Annotated in this window: 18 protein-coding genes; 9 read left to right on the forward strand and 9 right to left on the reverse strand. The window is 74.3% G+C overall.

The genetic code is table 11. The features are described from left to right. Both ACFWP3_RS01730 and ACFWP3_RS01735 read right to left on the reverse strand, forming a co-directional pair. Positions 1 to 1,080 (reverse strand): caspase family protein (locus tag ACFWP3_RS01730; RefSeq protein WP_384215424.1); only part of this gene is annotated, 1,080 nt, incomplete at its 3' end. Positions 1,081 to 1,084: 4 nt separating this feature from the next. Further along, positions 1,085 to 1,429, reverse strand: a complete 345-nt coding sequence (locus tag ACFWP3_RS01735) for a hypothetical protein (protein WP_384215425.1) — start codon at positions 1,427 to 1,429, stop codon at positions 1,085 to 1,087. A 261-nt stretch (positions 1,430 to 1,690) separates the two neighbouring features. Here ACFWP3_RS01735 and ACFWP3_RS01740 point away from each other — a divergent pair, with 261 nt between their 5' ends. The 3 genes from ACFWP3_RS01740 (at position 1,691) to ACFWP3_RS01750 (ending at position 3,923) form a co-directional block, all read left to right on the forward strand. Continuing rightward, entirely contained in the window at positions 1,691 to 1,909 is a 219-nt protein-coding gene (locus ACFWP3_RS01740) for a hypothetical protein (protein ID WP_384215426.1), read from the forward strand. A 161-nt stretch (positions 1,910 to 2,070) separates the two neighbouring features. Next, complete coding sequence (locus ACFWP3_RS01745) at positions 2,071 to 2,787, forward strand: response regulator (protein ID WP_384215427.1); 717 nt, start codon at positions 2,071 to 2,073, stop codon at positions 2,785 to 2,787. A 5-nt stretch (positions 2,788 to 2,792) separates the two neighbouring features. After that, positions 2,793 to 3,923, forward strand: coding sequence for a sensor histidine kinase (locus ACFWP3_RS01750; RefSeq protein WP_384215428.1), 1,131 nt, complete (start codon positions 2,793 to 2,795; stop codon positions 3,921 to 3,923). Positions 3,924 to 3,949: 26 nt separating this feature from the next. Here ACFWP3_RS01750 and ACFWP3_RS01755 read toward each other — a convergent pair whose 3' ends face one another. The 3 genes from ACFWP3_RS01755 to ACFWP3_RS01765 all read right to left on the reverse strand — a co-directional run bounded on the left by ACFWP3_RS01755 (position 3,950) and on the right by ACFWP3_RS01765 (position 7,940). Further along, complete coding sequence (locus ACFWP3_RS01755) at positions 3,950 to 5,884, reverse strand: ATP-binding cassette domain-containing protein (RefSeq protein ID WP_384215429.1); 1,935 nt, start codon at positions 5,882 to 5,884, stop codon at positions 3,950 to 3,952. Positions 5,885 to 6,209: 325 nt separating this feature from the next. After that, positions 6,210 to 6,854: a dihydrofolate reductase family protein gene (locus ACFWP3_RS01760; protein WP_384215430.1), complete on the reverse strand. Its 645-nt coding sequence runs from the start codon at positions 6,852 to 6,854 to the stop codon at positions 6,210 to 6,212. Positions 6,855 to 7,043: 189 nt separating this feature from the next. Then, entirely contained in the window at positions 7,044 to 7,940 is an 897-nt protein-coding gene (locus ACFWP3_RS01765) for an alpha/beta hydrolase (protein WP_384215431.1), read from the reverse strand. Positions 7,941 to 8,057: 117 nt separating this feature from the next. Between ACFWP3_RS01765 and ACFWP3_RS01770 the strand changes: the two genes are divergently transcribed. Continuing rightward, on the forward strand, positions 8,058 to 9,107 hold the full coding sequence (locus tag ACFWP3_RS01770; RefSeq protein ID WP_384215432.1) for a helix-turn-helix domain-containing protein: 1,050 nt from the start codon (positions 8,058 to 8,060) through the stop codon (positions 9,105 to 9,107). 41 nt (positions 9,108 to 9,148) lie between these two features. Here the strand turns inward: ACFWP3_RS01770 and ACFWP3_RS01775 are convergent, their stop codons facing one another. Then, positions 9,149 to 9,829: a M15 family metallopeptidase gene (locus ACFWP3_RS01775; protein ID WP_384215433.1), complete on the reverse strand. Its 681-nt coding sequence runs from the start codon at positions 9,827 to 9,829 to the stop codon at positions 9,149 to 9,151. Between the two features lie 178 nt (positions 9,830 to 10,007). Between ACFWP3_RS01775 and ACFWP3_RS01780 the strand changes: the two genes are divergently transcribed. Continuing rightward, positions 10,008 to 10,394 carry a VOC family protein gene (locus ACFWP3_RS01780; RefSeq protein WP_384215434.1) on the forward strand — a complete coding sequence of 129 codons (387 nt, stop codon included), beginning with the start codon at positions 10,008 to 10,010 and terminating at the stop codon, positions 10,392 to 10,394. A gap of 144 nt (positions 10,395 to 10,538) precedes the next feature. On the opposite strand, the gene ACFWP3_RS01785 is transcribed toward ACFWP3_RS01780, so the two are convergent. Next, entirely contained in the window at positions 10,539 to 10,664 is a 126-nt protein-coding gene (locus ACFWP3_RS01785; protein WP_384215435.1) for a hypothetical protein, read from the reverse strand. Between the two features lie 266 nt (positions 10,665 to 10,930). Between ACFWP3_RS01785 and ACFWP3_RS01790 the strand changes: the two genes are divergently transcribed. Together ACFWP3_RS01790 and ACFWP3_RS01795 are read left to right on the forward strand one after the other, a co-directional pair. Continuing rightward, a complete protein-coding gene (locus tag ACFWP3_RS01790; RefSeq protein ID WP_384215436.1) occupies positions 10,931 to 11,638 on the forward strand; it encodes a hypothetical protein in 708 nt (235 codons plus the stop codon). 61 nt (positions 11,639 to 11,699) lie between these two features. Next, positions 11,700 to 12,539 (forward strand): dienelactone hydrolase family protein, encoded by an 840-nt coding sequence (locus ACFWP3_RS01795; RefSeq protein WP_384215437.1) that lies wholly within the window; start codon positions 11,700 to 11,702, stop codon positions 12,537 to 12,539. 51 nt (positions 12,540 to 12,590) lie between these two features. Here the strand turns inward: ACFWP3_RS01795 and ACFWP3_RS01800 are convergent, their stop codons facing one another. Continuing rightward, positions 12,591 to 13,064, reverse strand: a complete 474-nt coding sequence (locus ACFWP3_RS01800; RefSeq protein ID WP_384215438.1) for a carboxymuconolactone decarboxylase family protein — start codon at positions 13,062 to 13,064, stop codon at positions 12,591 to 12,593. Positions 13,065 to 13,179: 115 nt separating this feature from the next. Here ACFWP3_RS01800 and ACFWP3_RS01805 point away from each other — a divergent pair, with 115 nt between their 5' ends. Beyond that, a complete protein-coding gene (locus ACFWP3_RS01805; protein WP_384215439.1) occupies positions 13,180 to 15,342 on the forward strand; it encodes an FUSC family protein in 2,163 nt (720 codons plus the stop codon). A gap of 100 nt (positions 15,343 to 15,442) precedes the next feature. Here ACFWP3_RS01805 and ACFWP3_RS01810 read toward each other — a convergent pair whose 3' ends face one another. Further along, on the reverse strand, positions 15,443 to 16,651 hold the full coding sequence (locus ACFWP3_RS01810) for a cytochrome P450 (RefSeq protein ID WP_384215440.1): 1,209 nt from the start codon (positions 16,649 to 16,651) through the stop codon (positions 15,443 to 15,445). 375 nt (positions 16,652 to 17,026) lie between these two features. Between ACFWP3_RS01810 and ACFWP3_RS01815 the strand changes: the two genes are divergently transcribed. Beyond that, positions 17,027 to 19,804 carry an exo-beta-D-glucosaminidase gene (locus ACFWP3_RS01815; RefSeq protein WP_384215441.1) on the forward strand — a complete coding sequence of 926 codons (2,778 nt, stop codon included), beginning with the start codon at positions 17,027 to 17,029 and terminating at the stop codon, positions 19,802 to 19,804. The last annotated feature ends 27 nt before the right edge of the window (positions 19,805 to 19,831 follow it).

The following is a 19,831-nucleotide window of genomic DNA, read 5'->3' on the forward strand; positions in this document are numbered from 1 at the left end:
GCGGCCCGGCTTGTGGCCCGGCGCTTGGCCCGGCTCATGGCTCGGCTCGTGGCCCGGCTTGCGGCCCGGCTTGTGGCCCGGCGCTTGGCCCGGCTCGTGGCCCGGCTTGCGGCCCGGCTTGTGGCCCGGCGCTTGGCCCGGCTCATGGCTCGGCTCGTGGCCCGGCTTGCGGCCCGGCTTGTGGCCCGGCGCTTGGCCCGGCTCTTGGCTCGGCTCGTGGCCCGGTGGCTGGTCGGGCGTGTGGTCCGGGGTGGGGCCGGGCGGGCGGTCCGGCTCGTGCTGGTCCCCCGGCACGGCGGGAGTGCCCGGTACGGGTCCTGCGGCGGCGAGCAGGACGTCCGTACCGGAGCCCGCCGGGCGGCTCTGCGGCTCCCACGGCTCGGCGGGATCGCGCAGTGTCGTGTGGTGCGCGGACATGTACGCCCGCAGCCGCTCCGCCACCGCCGTGAACCCCACGGGGGCGCCGTCCTCGGCGGCCCGCAGGGCGCGGATCAGCTCGGCGGTGAAGGGTGTCGGGGTGGCGTCGTCCCCCGCGTCGATCCGGTTGTTGGCCTGCACGCTCATCAGCAGCGAGATCCGGTGCCGCTGCGCGGTGTCGAGCGCGTCCCAGGCCGCCGACGCGTTGCCCGCGTAGCAGCAGTCGAGCACCACGACCACGTGCTCCGCCCTGGTCCGGGTCAGCACGGTCAGGACGCTCCGCCAGGGAACGGCGCCTCGGAACACGGACTCCGCACCGGCCACGATCGTCGCCGCGCGCATCAGGAGCCACAGTTCGTCACCGGTGCTGGGGACGGCCCCGTGCCCGGAGAAGTAGAGCAGGAGGAGGCCCTCGGCCTCGTCGACGGCGCGGTCCAGGCGGCGGTCGAACTCGTCCACGTTGCGCGGCCGGACCACGCCGATCTCGGGCTCGCCGAACACGCCGCCCGTGCGCAGGGCGGCGGCGAGGCCGACGAGGTTGTGCTCGACGGCCTCCAGGTCGCCGGGCACGCCGAAGGGATGGCCGGGCTGTGTGAACTCGTACGCGGGCACGCCGACGATCAGCGCCCGGTTCACCCTCCCGCGCGGGTCTAAGCGCGCCACCGGACTACCTCGCGTCGCCGTCCGGGACGACCTCGACCTCCGGGGGTTCGCCCCGCTCCACGGAGCGCCGGTTCTCCCGCCAGGCCCGTACCCCGCTCTTGGCCTGCTCGTACACCTCATCGAAGAGCTTGGGGCCGACGATGGCGGCCAGGACCAGCACGATCTCCAGCCCGGCGCCCATCGGGCTGCCGGGGCTCTCCTCGGTCCCGGCACGCTCCCTGATCTCCAGGTCGCCGCTGATCCGCAGCGCCTCCAGCTTGTTCTCACGTTCGAGCCACGCCTTCAGGGCTCCAACATCGCTCGCGCTCGCGCCCTGCCCCAGGCGTATGCGGACAACCGTTTTCGGCAAACCCTCCCCCTTGGTCATAACTCAGCATCATGGCATGCGAGTTGGGGGTGTGGGGAGACATCGGTCCGCGCAGGTCCACGCCCGCGCGCGCCGGCGCGGCTTCGCCCCGTCACCCGCCCGCCACGGAGAGCTGCCCGACACGGCACCGGCGGGGCCGCCGGGGCATGGGGCGGGCGAACCGGGGCAGGTGCCGCAGGACAGCCCCGCCGACGGGACCGGTCGGCATCGGACGCCAGCGGACGGCGACGGAGGAGGATGGCCATGGACGAGCAGGGCGGCGCGGGAGGAGTCCCGCTGCACGACGAGCAGCCGGGGGCCCGGCACCATCGCAAGCCGCCGCGCCCCGACGGGCACGACGGGCACGACGGGAAGAAGACGGCGGCAGCCGACACGGACGAGGCGAGCCGTCTCGACCGGCCGCAGCAGCCCGAGAAGCCGGACGGGAAGGGGACGCGCTGGGTGAGCCCGCGCGACGAGTGACCCGCGCGGGCGACGACTGACCCGCGCGGCCGGGTCGCGGAGCGCGGCCGGGTCGCGGAGCGCGGCCCCGGGAGGGCCGCGGTGACGGCCGCGGCCGCGGGCCGCCGCCACCGGGCCGATCACGCGGAACGCGCGTCGGGGCGGCATGGGAGGCTGGCCGCATGCAGCCTGAACCACTGCGTCGGATTCTCGTCGTCGACGACGACCCGACGGTCACCGAAGTCGTCACCGGATACCTGAAGCGCGCCGGATTCCTCGTCGACACCGTCGCGGACGGACGGGAGGCCCTGGCGTGCGCCGCCGACGGCCGGCCCGATCTCGTCGTCCTGGACCTCATGCTTCCCGGAATGAACGGCATCGACGTGTGCCTCGCCCTGCGCCGGGAGGAGCCGGCGCCCGCCGTCATCATGCTCACGGCCCGCGGCGAGGAAGAAGACCGCGTACTGGGCCTGGAAGTCGGGGCCGACGACTACGTCACCAAACCCTTCAGCCCGCGCGAGCTCGTCCTGCGGGTGGAGTCCGTCCTGCGCCGCCGGGCCGCCGCCGCGGCCCCGCCCCGGGCGGGCGCCCTGCTGCGCGTCGCGGACCTGGTGGTCGACCCGGCCGCCCGCCGCGCCGTCAAGGGCGGGCAGGAACTCGCCCTCACCCTGCGCGAGTTCGACCTGCTCGTCCACTTCATGCGCCACCCCGGGCAGGCCGTCAGCCGGGAGCAGCTCCTGCACGCCGTGTGGGGCTGGGAGTTCGGCGACCTGTCGACCGTGACGGTCCACGCCCGACGGCTCCGGACGAAGATCGAGGACGACCCGGCGAACCCCCGGCTCATTCAGACCGTGTGGGGTGTCGGATACCGCTTCGACGACTCCGCAGAGAAGGGCTGACCGCCGTGCAGGAGCAGGACGTCGTACTCATCGCCCTGTACGCCCTGGGCGGCGCGGCAGCGGCCGGCGCGCTCGGGGCCGCGCTGCTGCGCGCGGTGCGCCACCGCTCGACGGCGCTCTCGCTGGCGGTCGTCGCGGCCGTCTCCGTGTCGGCGATGCTCTCGGGGACCCTGGCCGTCGCGTGGGCGATGTTCCTCTCGCGGCACGACTTGGCGGTGGTCACCACGGTCGTCGCGATGGCGGCCGTGGTCTCCTTCACGGTGGCGCTCGTACTGGGCCGCTGGGTGGTGGCCCGCAGTACGGCGCTGACCCAGGCGGCGCGGTCCTTCGGCGACGGCGGTTCGTTCGCCGCCCCGCAGCAGGCCGGGACGGCGGAGCTGGCGGCGCTGAGCAGGGAACTCGCCGCCACGAGCGCCAAGTTGAACGAATCGCGGGAGCGCGAGCGGGCGTTGGAGACCTCGCGGCGGGAACTGGTCGCGTGGATCTCGCACGACCTGCGGACCCCGCTGGCCGGCGTACGGGCGATGGCGGAGGCCCTGGAGGACGGCGTGGCCACCGACCCCGAGCGGTACTTCCGCCAGATCCGCACGGAGGCGGAGCGGCTGAACACCATGGTCGGCGACCTCTTCGAACTCTCCCGCATCCACGCGGGCGCGCTGTCGCTGACGCGGACCCGGATCTCGACGTACGACCTGGTCGGCGACGCGCTCGCAGCCGTCGAGGCCCTCGCCCGGCAGCGCGGCGTCCGGCTCGTCGGAGAGCAGGTCATGCCGGTGCCGATCGAGGTCGACGGCCGGGAGATGACGCGCGTGCTGTCCAACCTGCTCACCAACGCCCTGCACCGGACGCCGGCCGACGGCACGGTGGCCATCGCCGCGGAGTCCGGGGCGGACGACACGGTGGTGCTCTCGGTGACCGACGGCTGCGGCGGCATCCGCGAACAGGACCTGCCCCGGGTCTTCGACACCGGCTGGCGCGGCACCGAGGCCCGCACGCCCCCGGGCGGGGCCGGGCTGGGCCTGGCCATCGTCCGGGGCATCGTCGAGGCGCACGCCGGGCGGGCCGGCGTGCGCAACGTGACCGGCGGCTGCCGCTTCGAGCTGACACTGCCCAGGGCGGCCGGCGCCCAGGCGTGACGGCCCGGGCCGCCGCCGTCAGCGGCTCATCGGTCCTGCGAGAGTTCGTACAGCTCGCGGAACCGGCCGCCGCTCAGGGTGACGAGCTGGTCGAAGGGGCCCTGCTCCACGATCCGGCCGCCGTCCAGGACGATGATGCGGTCGGCGAGGCGGCAGTTCTCCATGCGGTGCGTGACGATCACCGTGATCCGGTCGTCCTTCATGCCCCGCAGCCCGGAGAAGATCATGTGCTCCCCGCGGGGGTCCATGGCGCTCGTCGGCTCGTCCATCACCAGCAGGCCCGGCTTGCGGTGGAAGGCGCGCCCGCAGGCGATGCGCTGCCACTGGCCGCCCGAGGGTTCGTGGCCGCCCCACACCGAGCGGGCCAGGAGGGTGTCGAGGCCGTCGGGGAACTCCTCGACGGCCGTCCGCATCCCGACCGCGTCCAGCGCGTCCCACACGGCGTCCTCGCCGCGGGGGTCCGGGCGGCCGAGGGTGATGTTCTCGCGGGCGGAGAACGGCCAGTGTCCGTACGACTGGGTGACGAGGCCCACGTGCGCCCAGGCCGAGCGCTGGTCGGCGTCCGAGGTCGGCACGCCGTCCCAGGAGACGGTGCCGGAGGTCGGGGCGGTGAGCGAGGTCAGCAGCCGGATCAGCGTGGACTTGCCGGCGCCGTTCTCGCCGATGACGGCGACCACCTCACCCTTGGCCAGGGTGAGGGAGACCGGCCCCAGGGAGGGGGTGTCCTTGCCGGGGTAGGTGTACGTGGCCTCCTCCAGCCGGATCTTCTCCGGGGCGCTCTCCATCACCTGCGGGCCGCGCGGGCCGGACTTCTCGGCGGCCTCCGCGACGAAGGCGGTGTAGTCGCCGAGGTAGAGGGCGTGCTGGAACATGGCCGCGCCGTAGACCACGAGCTGTGACAGGGCGGCCGTGGAGGTCCGCATCGCGACGATGGCCGTGCCGGCGGCGGCGATGGCCATGTAGCCGCCGATGACGAGCCCGGCGAGCGCCCCGTACGTCGCGACGACGAAGGCACCGGAGGCCGCGGCGGCGATCAGGTACACGGTGAGGTAGCGGGGCGCGGAGCCGACCATCCTGGAGTCGATGCGCTCGCAGACCGCCGCGTACCAGTGGTGGGCGTAGGGCCGCATGCTGTTGCCGCGCAGCTCGTCGGCGAGCTTCGGGGTGGTCAGGTGCCAGCGCATCATGTGCTTGATGTTGCGGGCGGCGACCGTCTGGTTGTGGAGCCGGTAGTCGAGGCGGGCCGCGTACACCGATCCGAGGCCGCGGGGGACCACCGACAGCAGGAGCAGCGGCAGCAGCACGGGGTGGACCACGGCGAGCACGGACGCGACCGCGACCATGTCGATCATCCCGCCGGTGAAGCCCAGGGCGTCCTGCAGGAGCATGGCGGAGCGGGCGGAGCCGGTCTCGGCGGCCTCCGAGCGCTCGGTGAAGTCGGGGGCGTCGTAGGCGGCGAGTTCCACGTCCATGTGGGCGTCGACCATCGCGAGGTCGGCGAGGGTGGCCATGCCGGGGTTGAGGCGGCGGGCGGCGCTGCCGGAGGCGATGGAGGCGAGCGCGCCGAGGGCGGTCATGGCCGCCGCGACGGCCAGCGGCCAGGCGGCGGCCGCGATCCGTTCCCGGACGCCGTCGCCGGCCAGCAGCGGGACCATGGCCTGGGAGACCGCCGCGAGGGCGGCCGCCGTGCAGATCCCGCCGAGGATCTGGGCGGTGACCAGCACGCGGAAGGCGGTGCGGTTGACGGCGAGGGCGAGTCGCGCGGTCTGCTTGAGGGCGGCGGGAACGCGTCGGGCCATCTGCCCGAGCGACAGTGCCTCCATGGTCTCGTTGTGCTGGCCCCAGCTGTACGTGAACTCCGGCGGGGCGGGTGGCGCGGCGGGTTCCCGCTGCGCCGCCTGCTCCGGTGTTCGCTGTTCGGCCTGCTGCTCTTCCTGCTTCCGTGCCTGCTGCTCGGACATCCGCTCTCTCCTTCAACCGGGTTGTCGTGGAGGCCGGTTCGCGTGCTTCCGCGCATGGCTGGGAAGCCCGGGTCCGCGGTGTGCGGAGGGGCTGGTGCGGGGTCGCCGGAACTGGAGGAAGTGAGTAGAGCGCAGGCCGGGGGCCGGAGCAGCGGGATCTGGCCGACCTCGCGGCGGCGGCCCCCCTGGCGTGGCCGCTGATCGCGTCCGGCCGCCCTCGGGTTCCCGGGGCGGCCGGCGCGGCAGGTTGGCCGGAACCGGCCGGTGCGGGGGTCGGACCGGCGGAAACCGCTTGCGGCCGTCGACGGCGGCCCGGGTCCTCAGGTCACTTGCGCCAGAACAGGAGGTGCTTCACGCCGCTCGGGCTGGGCACGATGTCGAGGTGGAAGCGGTCGAGGAGTTCCTCCGGGGACTCCCAGAGCCGTGATCCGGAGCCGATCCGCACCTGCGAGACGGCGATGTGCAGGGTGTCGACGAGGTCGGCGTCGAGGAACTCCCGGATGGTGGCGGCCCCGCCGCCGAGACGGACGTCCTTGCCCTGGGCGGCCTCCTTCGCCTGTTCGAGGACCGCGGCCGGGTCTCCGTCGACGAAGTGGAACGTGGTGTCGGAGAGCGTGAACGACGGGCGCGTGTGGTGGGTGAGGACGAACACCGGGGTGTGGAACGGGGGCTCGTCACCCCACCAGCCGCGCCAGTCGAGATCCTGCCAGGGGCCGCGCTGGGGGCCGAACTTGTTGCGGCCCATGATCTCGGCGCCGATGTTGTGCGCGAAGTCCCGCGTGAAGTAGTCGTCGAGGCCGCGGCTGCCGCCGGGATCGGTGCGGTTGGGCCAGCTGGCCGTGGCACCTGCCCAGGCGAACATGGTCCCGGGGTCGGCGTCGCCGAACGGCCGCTCGAGGCTCTGGTTCTCACCGGCACCGAATCCGTCGCTCGAGACGTTGAAGTTCTGCACTCTCAGCAGCTGGTCCACGCGTTTCCTCCTGCGTCGTCGGAAGCGAGGGGACCGCCCGGGACGGGCGGCCCCTCGCCGCTGACGCGATCCAACCCGCTGCGGCCCGCGAACGCGATAACCGGCCCGGCGCGCCCCCGCCGCTCACCCCGGGCTCAGCGCGCGCTCACCCCTGGCTCGCCCCGCGCCCATCCGGCGCTCAGCCCGCGCTCATCCGGCGAGGGCGCGGTGCAGGACGGCGCCGAGTTCGGCGACGTGCCGCTGGGAGACCTCGGCGGACTGGATCGCCAGCGACCCGTGGAAGGTGCCGGGCCACTGGTGCAGTTCGACCGACACGCCCGCCTGCAGCAGCCGCAGCGCGTAGTCGACGTCCTCGTCGCGGTTCGGGTCGAACTCCGCGGTCGCCACATAGGCGGGCGGGAGGCCGGACAGGTCCTCGGCGCGGGCCGGTGCGGCGTACGGGGTGGCGGGCCGGGAGCCCAGGTAGTGGCCCCATGCCGCGGCCCGTACGGCGCGGTTGTTCCAGGGGGTGTCGGTGAAGTTCCGTGCGGACCACGTCTGCTGCCGGTCGTCGAGGATGGCCTCGTTGAGGAGTTGGAAGCGGATCGGCGGCCCCTGCTCGTCGCGGGCCCGCAGGGCCACCGCGGCCGCGATGCCGCCGCCCGCGCTGTGGCCCCCGACGGCGATCCGGTCCGGGTCGATGCCGAGTTCGGCCGCGTGCTCGTACGTCCAGACCAGCGCGGCGTAGGCGTCGTCCAGGGCGGCCGGGAAGCGGTTCTCGGGCGAGAGGCGGTAGTCGACGGTGATCACGACGGCTCCGGACAGGTGCGCCATCGGGGCCGCCCACAGGTGTTCGGTGTCCAGACTGCCCGCGACCCAGGCGCCGCCGTGCAGCCAGAGGACGGCGCCGCGTGCCCCGTGCGGGCGGTAGACGCGCACCCGCACGTCCGGATCGGCGGGCACCGTACGGTCCGCTACGTCCAGGCCCGTGGTGTCCGGCGCCGGCCTCGACGCGGCCAGCTCGGCGTAGATCCTGCGGTAGGCGGCCGGGTCCGACAGGTCGGTGCGGGGCAACAGGGGTACGAATGCTTCGAGTTCGGGATCCATGGGGCCATCCTGCGCCCCCGTCCGCCCCGGATCATCCGACGGCTGTCGGGCATCCGACCTGAATCGCGCACCGGTCGGCGCTTCTTCTCCCGGCAGCGGGGGTCCTATCCTCCTGGCATGGAGGCGCTGGCCGTACGGCTGTCGGGAATGGATGCGCACGCCGAGGGCGCGATCCGCGTCATCGCGTTCTACGACACGCTGATGCGCCGGCGCGTGGACCTCCCGGCGCTCGCCCGCGCCTCGGCGGGGCTCGCCGAATGCGTGGCCGGGCTGCGGCTGCACGGCACCGGAGCGGTGGTCCGGGCCTCACCCGACGGCAGGCCGCCGTCCACGGTGCCGGCGCCGGCGTCCAGCACGGCGCGGGTCACCCTCGACGACGAGGAGATCGGCACGGTGTGGCTGGAGCGCACCGGCCCGCCGAACCCGCTCGACGAGGTGCTCCTCGACCGGCTCGCCATCGCCGCCGCGACGGCCGTCGAGCGGTACGGCCCGGCCCGTACCACCATGGCCGACCCGGCCCTCGTCGAGCTCGCGATCAGCGACGACAGCGACGAGGCGGCCCGCGCAAGGGCGCTGCGGCTCCTGGGCTTCACCGCGGACCTGCCGGTGCAGGTCGTCGCCGTGCGCTCGCACCTGCCGCTCGACCGGATCGGCGCCCTGCTCTGCCCCGCCCGCCCCGTGAAGGCGGCGTCCCTCGCCGACGTGGGCGTCATCCTGGCCGCCACCGTCGACCCGGCCCGGATTCCGGCGGGCGTACGCGCGGGCATCGGCGGAGCCGACGGCCCCGGCCGTTCCTGGCAGCAGGCCCGCACCGCCCTGCGTTTCACCACGGCACGCCAACCGGTCGTCCGCTACGCCGACTTGGGGGCGCTGGCGCTGCTCGCCCGGATACCGCCGGAGACCGTACGGGACAACGCCGACGTGGCCGCGGTGGCCCGGCTCGCCGGCAGCCCGGAGGACCTGGAGACGCTGGACGCCTACTGCGCCACCGGCTCCCTGCGCCGCGCCGCCGACCTCCTCCACCTGCACCACAGCAGCGTGGCCCGGCGTCTCGACCAGATCGCGCGGTCCCTGGGCATCGAACTCACCGAGCCCGCCGGACTGGTGCGCGCCTCCCTCGCCCTCACCGCATGGCGGCTGCTCGACTCGGCGCGGCAGGCACCGTGAGCCGGGTGGGTGTGCGTGCATGCGTGCGTGCGTGCGGCGGCTCAGCCCCCGGTCGCCGAGAAGTGCTGGTAGTCGGGGTTGGACCAGTCGCCGCCCCAGTGCCAGCCCACCTCCTCGAAGGCCCGGGTGATGACGTCGCCGGGGCGGACCATGCCCGGGGCGGGGGGCTCGCGCCGCAGGTGCGGGCGGCCGGCGGCCGGATGAGGGGTGCCGCCGCGGTCCACGTACGGGTTCTCCACCGGGTTGACGTCCACGGCGTCCCCGTAGGCGTGCCGGGAGAGGCGGGCGGGGTCGCCGGTGACCCGCCGGCAGTTGAAGGCGGACGTGTTGTCGTCGGCCATGGACCGCTCGTCGTCACCGTCGTAGGCCGCGGCCGGCCGCATGCGGCGGATGGGGAACTTCGCCTCGAAGGCCTCGCCGAAGACCTTCAGGAGGGGCTCGACGGCGTGCTCGTGGACGACGAGCTCGCCGCGGTGGACCTTGCCGTCGAAGCCCCAGTGGTTCATCCGGATCAGCCGCAGCCGGTCGGGGCCGACCGGGCAGCCCGGCCGGTACGTGTCGCCGAGCGCCTCCGCCGGTACCCTCCGCACCTCGGCCGCCAGCCCGGTGTGGACCTGGATCCGGCCCGCGGGCGGGGGCGGGGCCGAGGGGGCGGCCGTACAGCCGAGGGTGGCGGTGCACAGCACGACGACCGCGGCGCCTGCGGTGGAGGCGAGGCGCACGGCGCCCCGGCAGGGGGCCTGCCGGGCCGCTCCGCACGCCCCGCGGGCCGGGCTCAGACCGTGCCCCGGGGAGCGGGCGGCACCTCGATGCCGCACAGGTCCTCCGGCGCCGCGTCCTCACGGACGTCGATCACGCGCTTGCGTACCATGCTCCGACCATAGATCGAGGCCGGGAGTCATGGTGCACGTACTGAGCGGCAGGATCCTGCTGACCCCCACGGACCCCGAGCGCTCGCGCGCCTTCTACGGCGGCACGCTCGGGCTGGCCGTCTACCGCGAGTTCGGCACCGGCCCGGAGCGCGGGACGGTGTACTTCCTCGGCGGCGGGTTCCTGGAGGTGTCGGGGCGCGCCGAGGCGCCGCCCGGGCCAGGGATGCGGCTGTGGCTCCAGGTCGAGGACGCGGCGGCGGCGTACGAGGAACTGCGCGGCCGGGACGCCGAGGTGCTGCGGCCCCCGCAGCGCGAGCCCTGGGGCCTGATCGAGATGTGGATCGCCGACCCGGACGGCGTGCGGATCGCCGTCGTGGAGGTGCCGTCGGACCACCCGCTGCGCTACCGCCCCTGAGTTCGGGGTGGGCTTGGGCCGTTTGGGTGAGCGAGGACGGGGCAGAAGGAGGCTTGCCGCCCCGCGTGAAGAACGCGGGGCGGACCAGAGAGCACACGGCCGCGGCGGCCGGTCGGGTGTCTGACCCCCGGCCGGGGTCGGGAGTCAGACCCCGCAGCAGGACGTCGTCCGGGGGCGGAACACGATCCACCAGAAGCAGGCCCGGCTCAGACCCATGGACAGCGTCACCAGCGCGGCGAGCGCGAAGCCCGCAGAGAGCAACCCGTCCAACGTCCCACTCCCCCCGGCCCCGCCCTCGGTGGCGGAGGCCGATTGTGGCGTCTGCCGGGCGGGAAGGGCAATGCCCGCGACGCGCCGGGACGGCGGCGCCCCCCGGCCCGGCCGGCCGCCGGGCCGCGGGTCGGGGATGCGGTGCCGGCCGCGCCCGCGGCCGGGGGCGGTTTCGAGCGGTCGGGGCAGGTCGGGGCAGGTCGGCCGGGTGTCCTCGGCCTGTGTGACCATGGCTCGTCTACACATCCGCGCCTCATGGGGGGACCATGCGCACCCGCACCACCACTGCCACGACCGGCCTCGTCGCCGCACTCGCGGCGCTGCTCGTCCTGGCCGGCTGCACCACACCGCAGGAGAGCCCGCGCGGGGCGGTGAGCTCCGGGCCGTCGGTGCCCGCGCCCGGCGGCGGTTCCGGGTTCGAGGGGCCGCGGCCGCAGGACCAGAACCTGCTGGCGTGGACCGGCGACCCCAACGACGCGGGGCACGTCACCGCGCAGACGGCCGCGGGGGTCGGCGGTCGGGTCACCCTGGTGCGGATCGTGCTGCGCGAGGAGATCACCTGGTCGAACATCTGGCTGGGCCTGGCGGGCCTCGACCCGAACGCCCAGCTCGCCAACTGCCAGCTCGGCGTGTACGACGCCAAGGGCGCCCTGGTCGCGGCCACCGCGGACATCTCCCCGCAGCTGATGACCGAACCGATCGCCAAGCCGTTCGCCCTGGCCAAGCCGTTCACCGCCGCGCCCGGCACCTACTTCATCGCCCTTCTCCTCAACGGCAGTTGGGCCACCAACGCGCTCACCCTGAAGTCCACCGGGGCCGGCATCTCCGTCAACGCCGGTCTGACACCGCCCAATCTGCGGTACAGCACCGTCCTCACCGGTCAGACCTCGCTGCCGGCGAACGTGCACCTCGCCGAGCAGTCGACCAGCACCATCAACACCGGCTGGGCCAGCCAGTGGTACGCGATCTCCTGAGCCGCCCGCCGGTGTAGCTTGCCGGTTGACCGAGCGACCCGAGGGCGGAGGGAGCGAGCCCGTGGCAGACCACGACCTGGCCGGCTTCACCGAGGACACGTTCACCCACGAAGGCGCCACCCGCCGCGTACTGCGCCGGGGCACGGGCCCCGCGGTGATCGTCATGGCGGAGATCCCGGGCATCACCCCCAAGGTCATAGGGTTCGCCGAACGCGTGGCGCAGTCCGGCTGTACGGCCGTACTGCCGGTGCTCTTCGGCACACCCGGCCGGGACGCGCACCCCGCTGCCCGCGGCTGGCCGAGCACCGGCCGCTACCTGGCCTCGTCGCTGTGGCGGGTCTGCGTGAGCCGGGAGTTCACCCTGCTGGCCACGGGGCGCAGTTCGCGGGTCGTGCGGTGGCTGCGCGCGCTGGCCGCCGCGGAGCACGAGCGGTGCGGCGGCCCCGGGGTCGGCGCCGTCGGCATGTGCCTGACCGGGGGGTTCGCCCTGGCCATGGCCACGGACGAGCGCCTGCTGGCCCCGGTGCTGGCCCAGCCCTCGCTGCCGCTGGCGTGCACCGCGGGCCGGGCCGGCACCGTCGACATCAGCCCCGCGGACCTGGCGGTCGTCCGCGCGCGCTGCGAGCGCGAGGGCCTCCAGGTCCTGGGGCTGCGGTTCCGGGGTGACCGGCTGGTGCCCGGGGAGCGGTTCGCGCACCTGCGGCGCGAGCTCGGCGACGCGTTCGTCGCCGTCGAGCTCGACGACGGTGCGGCGAACCCCGAGGGCGTCTTCGCCCCGCACTCCGTCCTGACCGAGCACCTCGTCGACGAGCCGGGGCAGCCCACCCGGCAGGCGCTGGACACGGTCCTCGACCTGTTCCGCACGCGGCTGCTCGGCGAACGGCCGCGTGCGGGCGCCTGACGCGTCGCGAAGACCGGCGCCGGGCAGCGGATCCGGCGGGCGGCGGGCCGGCTATCCGAACTGGCCGGGCTGGTAGTCGCCGGCGGGCTGCCGGCCGATGACGTTCAACCGGTTGAAGGCGTTGATGACGGCGATCAGGGACACCAGCGCGATGAGCTGCTCCTCGTCGTAGTGCTTGGCCGCGTTCTCCCAGGCCTCGTCGCAGACCCCGCCGGCCGCGTCCGCGATGCGGGTGCCCTGCTCGGCCAGCTCCAGGGCGGCGCGTTCGGCGTCGGTGAAGACCGTGGCCTCGCGCCACACCGCCACCAGGTGGAGGCGGGTCGCCGTCTCACCGGCGGCGACGGCGTCCTTGGTGTGCATGTCGGTGCAGAATCCGCAGCCGTTGACCTGGCTCGCGCGGATCTTCACCAGTTCCTGGGTGGCGGCGGGCAGCGGCGAGTCCGCGACCACCTTGTTCGCGGCGACGAAGTGCTTCAGGACCTTGCCGGCGGTCGGGCTGCCGAAGACGTTCAGGCGGGCGTTCATGGTGGCTCCTGTGTCGGGCGGGTGGATTCACAGCTGAGACAGGTCGGACCGGCCGGATGTGACAACAGCGCGGGTGTGACCTGCGTCACCGGCCGGGCCGGGGGATGCTGGTTCCATGGCCGGCGTTCCCTGGGCGGGGCTGCCCGCCGCCTACCGGGCGGCGGCCCGGCGGTCGGTTCGGGTCACCCTGGCCGCCAGTGCCGGCTTCTACCTGTTCCTGTACGGCTTCGGCTCGGCCGACGCCGCGACCTACGCGGTGTTCGCCGCCGTGGCCATGGCGGGCCTGTCGCGCATCCCCGGTACCGGCCGGCAGCGCGCCGCGGTCGTGCTGCGGGCCATGCCCGCCTGCTGGGTGCTGATCACGATCGGCACCTACCTGGCCGTACGGACCTGGAGCGCGGTCCTCGGCATGCTGGTGGTCGGGTTCGCGCTGGCCTTCGCCGCCGTGGGCGGGCCGCGTCCGGCGGGGGCCGCGCCGGGACTCCAGCTGATGTACATCCTGCCGTCCTTCCCGCCGTACGATCCCGCCTCGCTGGGCGAGCGGCTGGCGGGCGCGACGACCGGCCTCGTGTTCCTGGTCCTCGCGGAGGCGTTCGTACTGCCCGATCCGCCGACCGTCCCGTACCGGGAGCTGGCCGCGCGGGCCGCCGACAGCGCGCGGCGCTGCGCCGACGAGCTGACCGGGGCGTCCGCCACGCTGTCCGACACGTCGGCGCGGGCGGCGCTGGCGGCGGGCACCGCCCTGCGCTCCTCGCTGGTCCCGGAGGCCGAACGGCCGGCCGGGGCGGGCGTACGGAACCGGGCGCTGTCCCAGACCGGGCTGTCCCTGCGCACCCTGCTGGGCAGGCTGTCCCTGCTGCCACCGGTCCCCGACGGGCCGGATCCGAGCCGGGCGGGGCTGGACGTGCTGCGCGCGGTACGGGACGCGGCGGAGGAGACGGCCGGGCGGCTGCGCGGCCGGGCGCCGACCGGGGACGCGCACGGCGAGCTGCTGCGGGCCCGCTCGGCCCTGGCCGAGGGCCCGGCCGCCGACGCCTCCCCCGCGGTGCTGCGCCGGCACGTGGCGGTGCTGGAGGCGGCGGACGCCGCGCTGGCCATGTCGACGGCCGCGTGGATCGCGGTACGGGGCCGGGCGGGCGCAGAGCGGGCGGCGCCGGGGCGGTTCTGGTACGCGCGGATGCCCGCGCCCCTGCTGTGGTGGCGGCGGCTGGAGGGCCACGCCGGCGGGCGGTCGGTGTTCTTCCAGAACGCGGTGCGGATCAGCCTGGCGCTGGCGGCGGCGCGGGTGATCGCGGGGGTGGACTCGCTGCCGCACGGGTTCTGGGTGCTGCTGGCGACCCTGACGCTGACCCGGACGACGGTGCGGGAGACCCGGACGACGGTGCGGGTGGCGCTGACCGGCACCCTGATCGGCGCCCTGGTGGTGGCCGGGCTGCTGGCCCTGGTGGGTACGGACATCGCGGTGTACGCGGCGGCGCTGCCGCCGCTGATGCTGGTCGCCTTCACGCTGGGGCCGGTCAAGGGGGTCGGCTGGGCCCAGGCGATGTTCACCCTGGTGGTCGCACTGGTGTTCGCCCAGTTGGCGCCCGCGACCTGGCAGCTGGCCGAGTTCCGGCTGCTGGACGTGCTGACCGGCAGCGCGATCGGCGCCGTGTTCGGGCTGCTCGCCTGGCCCCGGGGCGCTCAGGACGAGCTGCGGCGGGCGATGGCGGTGCTGCTGCGGGGCACGGCCGAGACCGTGGTGGCCACGACGGCCCAGCTGGCGGCGGGCGGCCTGCGCGAGCCGGCGACCGCCACCGCGCCGGGGCACCGGTCGCTGCAGCACGCGGTGATCATGGCGGAGTCGGCGTACGCGCAGTTCCAGAGCGAGCCGAAGGAGCCGGCGCAGGCGCCCGCGGGGCAGGACTGGCAGGCGACGCTGATCGCCGGTCACCACACGCTGTGGGGCGCGGACCGGCTGCTGGTGCCGCTCGAGCGGGTCGACGTACCGCCCCTGCCGCGGGATCCCGCGCGGGCGGTGACCCGGCTCGGCGACCGGGTGGCCGGACGGATGCTGCTGGTGTCGGCGCGCCTGGACCCGCGCGACGACACCCCGGAGGGGCCGGTCCCGCTGCGGGATCCGGATTTCCACGGCTTCTCGGCGGAACCGCCGGACGCGCCGATCTCGTACTACGCGGCCGCGGAGTGGCTGGACTCGCTGATGACGGACCTGGAGCGGATCACCGGGCAGTCCGGTGAGGGCCGGGCGGGATCGGGCGGCGGGCGGTCCGCGGGCTGAACGCGGGTACCGGTCCACGGCGGGGCGGGGCAGGGTGCGGGCCGCGGGGCCGGTGCGCCGCCGCGCGTGCGGCAGGGTACCGGCCCCCGGGCCGCGCGGGTCACCAGCGCACGGGCAGTTCGCGTACGCCCCTGATCAGCATGCCGGGCACCCAGGACAGCTTCGACTCGTCGGCGTCGTCGGCGAGTTCCGGGAAGCGCTCCAGCAGCGAACGCAGCGCGATACGGCCCTCCATCCGGGCCAGCGGCGCACCCAGGCAGTAGTGCAGGCCGTGCCCGAAGGCGATGTGGCCGCGGGCGTCCCGGCGGATGTCGAAGCGGTTCGGGTCCTCAAAGCGCGCCGGGTCGCGGTCCGCGTCGGCCATGGCGATCAGGACGGCCGAGCCGGCCGGGATCACCACCCCGCCCATCTCCACGTCCTCCAGGGCGAGTCGCTCGGTGCAGGTCTCGACCGGACCGTCGTAGCGGAGCATCTCCTCGATCGCGCCGTCGAGGAGACCGAGGTCCGCGCGCAGGTCGGCCAGCTGGTCGGGGTGGGCGAACAGGGCGCGCATCCCGTTGCCGATCATGTTGACCGTGGTCTCGTGCCCGGCGATGAGCAACAGGACGCTCATGCCGATGAGTTCCGACGGCGAGAGCCGGTCACCGCCCTCGTCGACGGTGTGGATCATCGCGCTGAGCAGGTCCTCGCCGGGAGCGGCGCGCTTGGCCTCGATCAGCTCGGTCAGGTACCGGGGCATCTCCGCGTACGCGACGGCCTCGGCCTCCGGGCTGGTGCGGGCCACCATCTCGCCGGACCACCTGCGGAACGCCTCGCGGTCCAGCTCGGGCACGCCGAGCAGTTCGCAGATCACGGTCATCGGGAGCGGGAAGGCGAAGGCGTTCACCAGGTCGCCGCGGCGCTCCGGGTCGGCCTCCATGGCGTCCAGCAACTCGTCGGTCACCTGCTGGATGCGCGGAGCCAGCGCCTCGATGCGGCGCGGGGTGAACTCCCGGGCCACCAGGCGGCGCAGCCGGGTGTGGTCCGGCGGGTCGGACATCAGCATGTGGGCCAGCGCCGGGTGGTCCTGGTCGGCGTTGATGATCTGGCCCATGTCGCCGGATCCGCGCCAGTCCCGGCTCAGCCGCGGATCGGTGAAGGCCGTGCGACAGGCGTCGTGTCCGACGACCAGCCACATCTCCTCACCGTCCGGGGTGCGCACGTGGTGGACGGGTCCCTTCGCGCGCAGTGCCGCGTAGACCGGGTACGGATCCCGCGTGAAGTCCGGGCTGAGCTCCAGCAGATCCACGATGGCAGGTCCAAGCACCATTCAAATTCCCCCTGAATCGAATGCGTCGCGAAGTCGCACGCACGCCGATGTCTGTAAGCACCAACGGTAGTCGTGGTGGCCTCCCGGCCGACGACCGGCTCCCGCTGACGGACTGTCGACAGTACGTGCCGCGGCCGTTCGCGCGCCCCCGCGCCGACCGAGGCTCCAGCGGGACTCCACCGGGACACCGTCCGCACCCGCTAGGGAGCGCGCCGAGGGCCTGCCGCGGCCGCGCCGCGCGCTCGCCGACGCTCCGGCACGGGCCTGTCGTAGCGGGGTGCGGCCTCGGCCGTGGCAGAATCCGACCCGTTCCATCCCGTTATGTCCCTGTACCGGATGGCATCCCGACCCCGTCCCCGTCCCGCGGGAGGCCCCGTGTTCCGCTGCCCTGCTCTCCTACGCGGCGGAGTCGCCGCCCTGGCCGCCGCCGACCTGCTCCTCGGCCTCACGGCGGGCACCACCCGCGCGGCACCCCCGTCACCGCGGGCCTCCACGCCCACGACGCCCACGACGGCCACGACTGCGACGACTGCGACGACTGCGACGAGGACGTTGACGCCCACCGCGGTCCCGGCCGCCCCGGGCAGCGCGACGGCCCTGTCCGGGTACGCGATCCAGTCGACGGCCAAGGTCACCGATCCGCCGGCCACCGTGTCCAGCCCCGGCTATCCGGCGTCCGGCTGGTACCCGGCCGGTCCGCGCTCCACCGTGCTCGCCGCGCTGCTCGCCGCCGGGGTCTACCCGGATCCCTTCTACTCGACCCAGCAGAAGCTGATCCCGGCCGCCGACTTCACCGTGCCCTGGTGGTACCGCTCCGACTTCACGGTCGCCGACACCACCGCCCGTACGTACCTGGACTTCAGCGGGGTGATCTCCGCCGCCGACGTCTTCGTCAACGGTCGCCAGGTCGCCGCCGCGAGCACGGTCGCCGGCGCCTACACCCGGCACGAACTCGACGTCACCGGCCTCGTCAGGGAGGGCGGGAACACGGTCGCCTTCCGCATCCAGCCCAACAACCCGCGCAAGCGGCTCACCATGGGCTGGCTCGACTGGCTGCAGCCGCCGCCCGACGAGAACATGGGCATCGTCCGCGACGTCACGGTCCGCCGCGGCGGGCCGGTCGCCCTGCGCGACGCACACGTGGTCACCGCCCTGGCCATGCCGTCGATGTCCTCGGCCGACCTGACCGTCAAGGCCCGGGTGCGCAACGACTCGCCGGACACCGTCACCACGACCGTGTCCGGCACCGCCGGTCCGGCCGCCGTCAGCCGCACCGTCACACTGGCTCCGCACGAGACCAGGACCGTCGTCTTCACCCCCGCCGTCCACCCCGCGCTCCGGCTGAGCCCGCCCCGCGTGTGGTGGCCGGCCTCGATGGGCGAGCAGCCGATGTACGGGCTCGACCTGACCGCGACGGTGAACGGCACGGCCTCCGACACCGCCCGGCAGTCCTTCGCCGTCCGTGACGTACAGGCGCCCTTGAACGCCGACGGTGCCCGCCAGTACCGGATCAACGGCCGACCGCTGCTGATCAGGGGCGGCGGCTGGTCCCCCGACGAGTTCCTGCGCTGGGACCGCACCTACGTGGAGGACCGTCTCAGGTACGCGCTCGACCTGGGCCTCAACACCCTGCGCCTGGAAGGGCACATCGAGCCCGACGAGTTCTTCGACCTCGCCGACCGGTACGGGATCCTGACGCTCCCCGGCTGGGAGTGCTGCGACAAATGGGAAGGGGAGGTCAACGGCACGGAGGCCGGGGAGAGATGGGAGGACGCCGACTACCCCGTCGCCCGGGCCTCGATGGCGGCCGAGGCGGCCCGGCTGCGCCACCACCCCAGCGTGATCTCCTTCCTGATCGGCAGCGACTTCGCACCGAACGAGGAGATCGAGGAGATGTACGTCGACGCGCTGGAGGCCGCCGACTGGACGGCCCCGGTGGTCCCCGCCGCCTCCGACGCCTCCGCGCCGATCACCGGACGCTCCGGGATGAAGATGACCGGCCCCTACGACTGGGTGCCGCCCGGCTACTGGTACGGGAAGCGGGAGGGCGGCGCGACCGGGTTCAACTCCGAGACCAGCGCGGGCCCCGACATCCCGACCCTCGACACGCTGCGCCGCATGATGTCCCCGGCCGAGCTGGAGACCCTCTGGAAGAACCCGTCCGCCGCCCAGTACCACCGCTCCCCCTCCCCCACCTTCGCGACGCTGGGGCTGTACAACGCCGCCCTGGCCGGCCGGTACGGTCCCCCGACCGGCCTGGAGGACTATGTCCGCAAGGCGCAGCTCGCCCAGTACGAGGCCGTGCGCGCCCAGTTCGAGGCGTACGCCCGCAACGCCAAGGACGCCTCGCGGCCGTCGACCGGCGTCATCTACTGGATGTTCAACAGCGGCTGGACCTCGCTCCAGTGGCAGCTCGTCGACCGGTACCTCGACCAGGGCGGGGCCTACTTCGGCGCGAAGAAGGCGAACGAGCCCCTGCACATCCAGTACGGGTACGACAACCGGGCCGTGAGCGTGGTCAACCACCGGACCTCGGCCGCCGACGGGCTGACCACGCGGGTGACGCTCTTCGGCACCGACGGCAGGCAGCACTACGACCGGACCGTGACCGGTGTCGCCGTCGCGGGCGGCGGCGCGAGCAGCACCGCGCTGACCGTCCCGGCGTCGGTTCCCGGCCTGTCCGGCACTTATCTGGCCCGGCTGCTGCTCACCGACGCCGAGGGCCGGGAGGTGAGCCGCAACGTCTACTGGCTCTCCACCACGGCGGACGTGCTCGACTACACCAAGAGCACCTGGTACCACACGCCCACCACCGGCTACGCCGACCTCACGGGCCTGAACTCGATGCCGCGGGCGGCCGTCACCGCCACGGCCTCGTCGACGGCGGACGGTGCCGGGACGTCCACGACGACGGTCACGCTGCGCAACACCGGCACCGGGAACACCCCGGCCCTGCTCACCGACGTCCACCTGGTGTCGGCGCAGGGGACGCCCGTGCTGCCCGTCCGGTGGAGCGACAACCAGGTCAGCCTCTGGCCCGGCGAGTCGGCGACCCTGACCGCGACCTACCGGACCGGGGACCTGCGCGGCTCCGCGCCCCGGCTGCGGATCTCCGGCTGGAACACGCCCACCGCCACGGTCCCGGCCGGCTGACCCGCCGGGCCGGCGGCTGCCCGGCCC

This window comes from Streptomyces sp. NPDC058525, from assembly GCF_042719495.1.
In the GTDB taxonomy this organism is placed as follows: domain Bacteria; phylum Actinomycetota; class Actinomycetes; order Streptomycetales; family Streptomycetaceae; genus Streptomyces.